The organism is Segatella copri (assembly GCF_009494835.1).
Classification (GTDB): domain Bacteria; phylum Bacteroidota; class Bacteroidia; order Bacteroidales; family Bacteroidaceae; genus Prevotella; species Prevotella copri_F.
The window spans coordinates 1-3,345 of the sequence record NZ_VZBE01000063.1 but is presented as its reverse complement, the minus strand read 5'-3'; the positions used below and the strand labels follow the sequence as shown (position 1 = coordinate 3,345).

Genomic DNA, 3,345 nt, shown 5'->3' with positions numbered 1-3,345 from the left:
AGGCATCAACCGTTATCGTGCAGGTGCAAAGGTATGGCAGCGGGCTTTGGAAATAAAAGGTCGAGCCTTCGGTTTTCGAAAAAATCTCCACACCATTGGGTAGTATTTTTCCGAAAAATTCTGCCAAAATCTTCAGAATAGCTTAAAATGAGCGATTTATGCGTGTTTCTCCTCAATAGAGGTAATGACTTGGCAATAGTTTTAACTTCTACATTCTACATATGTTTGCCTTGCTTGCCAAACAACTCTTTTCGGATGCAAAGTTAAATCTAAAATCTGAAAAACGACACTTTTTGCTTTGTTTTTATAGATTATTAATTTTGGGTTGGAAGTGTGCTTATTCCAAATATAGCAACACATTGTCTATGCAGCATATATAAATTTCATATACGGCATTAAAAGTAAGAGAAATGTTAAATGTCGTCCTCATTCCTACAATACAAAACAAAACGTTCTCGTTTATGGATTGTTTTTCGTACTTTTGAAAGTTATAGAAAGATAATGTAGCTTAGAAAGGTAAAATATGGACAACAAAGTATTTCTTTTAGGATTATTTCTGCTTTCAGTTGCTAACGTGAAAGCTCAAACTCAGACGCAGAATGATTCGCTCACAATGGAGAACATGATGCACAACCTTCCCGAAATAATGGTCAAAGGTTCGCGCCCTATCGTTAAGGCAGAGCGAGGTATGTTATCCTATAACATGCCGTTACTTATGAAACAACTACCTGCCGACAATGCCTATGAGGCTCTCACACGTATTCCTGGTGTTAGTGATACCGATGGTGGCATCAAGTTTTCCGGAAACGAGGTGACGCTTATCATCAACGGACAGGCGACCACTTTAACGCAAGAACAGCTTGCAGACAGATTGAAAGCGATGCCTGCTGCACAGTTGGCTAAAGCAGAGGTGATGCTTGCTGCTCCTGCACGTTATCATGTTCGTGGCATGGCTATAAATATCGTCACGAAAGATTATGCAGGGAAAAATCAGTTGTCGGGACAGATAAATGGAGGATTACAGCAAAACAAATATTCCAGAGAGTTTGGAGATTTCTATCTTTCCATGCAGAGGGGCAAATTTGGAATGGATGCACAATATCAATTTATTGACGGCAATTCATATGGTGAATCTTCACGCATAGCCAACCATCCATTGGATAACGGGCGTATTCACTACAACGATGAAACGTGGCAGAAATCATTTGGTATTGCTCATGACTACCGACTTGGTATGAATTATGCATTTAGCAAGAACCATCGACTTGACATTGCCTATACGGGAAAATGGCAAAAGTCTTGCTCCAACAATCACACTACAGGTTCAAGTGTAAGCGGAATGCATTACGACACTCATGTGTATCTGCACAATGTTGATGTAAACTACTCACTTCCTTTTGGACTTAACATTAGTGGTTCGTACACTAACTATCGTACCCCTCAACAACAAAAACTTGACGGTACGATGTATGCAGATGAAAATACGACAGAAACGGAACGCAACCTTACAAGTGGCAGTGAACAGACTATCAGCAAATGGATGTTCGCAGCCGACCAAAACCATTCTTTTACACATGGTTGGGGATTGTCGTATGGTGTAAAGGGACAATTCACAAGCAACAAGAGTTATCAGAACACCATCGACAAAGAGGGTAACATTCTGCCTAATGCAACAAGCAGTGTGGACATCAACGAACGTATTTGGAATATATACGCAGGTTTCAGCAAACAGATAAACAAGGCAATTAGTCTTGAAGTATCCGCAGCAGCCGAACAATACCATTCACCGATATGGGACAAATGGCGCATATATCCGTCACTCAATGCCCTGTGGAATATCAACGAGAACCATTTACTCAACTTGTCATTCAGTTCCAATTCTGAATTTCCGAGCTATTGGTCAACAATGAGCAGTGTATTTTACTCATCGGCATATACCGAGATACATGGCAATCCTGATTTGAAACCATACTCTTATTACAATGTCAACCTTATGTGGCAGATTAAAAGACGTTATACGCTGATGGCTTTTGCAAGTCTGAAACCTGATTATTCTGTGCAGTTACCGTACCAACCAACAGACCGTATGGCGGTAATATTGAAGGAAACCAACTTCAACTATGAGAATAGCTTTGGATTGCAAGCCTCTGCAATATTCGGTGCTGGCAAATGGCTCAACGGTAATGTGTTTGCTGTAGGAATCTATAAACATGCCAAAAGTGACCATTTCTTCGATTTGCCATTCAACCGCAAGAAGCTGACAGCAGCACTTGGAGGTACTGCATCTATAAAACTTTGCAGCACACAAGACTTGCGCCTTATACTCAACCCTTTCTTTCAGTCAAAAGTAATACAAGGTGTTTATGATGTAAGTCCTATCTTTAGAATGAATGCCAAGTTACAATGGACTTCACATGATGGGAAATGGGGATTGCGCATCAATGGCAGCAACATCTTCAACAACAAGGCAGACACTCGTTCCGTACAAGGTAATCAAGATTACCGTATGAAAATTAACAACAATTGGGCTACTGCCACTTTTGCTGTTATATATAAGTTCGGTGGTTACAAGGAAAAGAAAGTAAAGGCAGTTGATACATCAAGAATGGGACACTAAGCCGCATGATATGAAACAAAAACTAATTGGTAGAATAAGTATGGATAACATCCATGAGCTATGCTTTCTCACTCAAGGCAAGGAAAATAATCATCGTAAGGAAGAACTGTACCAGCTTACTTTTGATGAGGATGACCGTGTGGCGTTCAATGCCTTGCATGCCATGTCACATTTCGACTTAGCCAATAATGAATGGCTTTATAGTAAGCATGACGAGCTGATAGACCGAGTGATGAAAGAAGAACATGTTGGGAAGTGCCGTCTAATGCTTAATCTTCTCTTACGCCAACCGTTTGAAGAAGAATTCCTCCGCTCGGATTTCATAGACTTCTGTGTAAGTAAGATTACCGCTTGCGCTCAATCCTATGCTATACGAGTCTATTGCATGAAGCTTGCTTATGAGCAAATGAAGTATTATCCCGAACTTCTCAGCGAGTTAAAGATGGCATTGGACATGTTGGAACAAGAGACGCTATCCCCTGGATTAGCTTCCGCAAAAAGGCAGATATTGATGAAAATAAAAAGGAAGCATTCTTTGTCTTAATGTAACATTTACGCAAAGAATAATCTTGTTTCTGTATGTTTGCCATTCGATATGCTGCTTATAGTTGGTACACTCACTTTCTGCGACCGTTGGGAGCAAAAATTCTCCGCCCTCATGGTGGAGCGAGGAGTTTTGGGGTTCCCAAAACATAACCTCGCTCCCTCCTCTAAGAACAAAAGACGAG

2 protein-coding genes are annotated in these 3,345 nt (G+C 40.7%); both read left to right on the top strand.

What is annotated here, in order from left to right; genetic code table 11:
- The first annotated feature begins 523 nt into the window (after positions 1-523).
- On the top strand, positions 524-2,617 hold the full coding sequence (locus tag F7D47_RS09560) for an outer membrane beta-barrel protein (protein WP_147542095.1): 2,094 nt from the start codon (positions 524-526) through the stop codon (positions 2,615-2,617).
- A gap of 10 nt (positions 2,618-2,627) precedes the next feature.
- The gene (locus F7D47_RS09555) at positions 2,628-3,161 is read left to right on the top strand and encodes a hypothetical protein (RefSeq protein ID WP_153085354.1); all 534 of its coding nucleotides are present in this window, start codon (positions 2,628-2,630) and stop codon (positions 3,159-3,161) included.
- The last annotated feature ends 184 nt before the right edge of the window (positions 3,162-3,345 follow it).

Coding starts and splice junctions, on each gene's coding strand:
- F7D47_RS09560 (WP_147542095.1), top strand. CDS start 524: ATGGACAACAAAGTATTTCTTTTAGGATTATTTCTGCTTTCAGTTGCT.
- F7D47_RS09555 (WP_153085354.1), top strand. CDS start 2,628: ATGAAACAAAAACTAATTGGTAGAATAAGTATGGATAACATCCATGAG.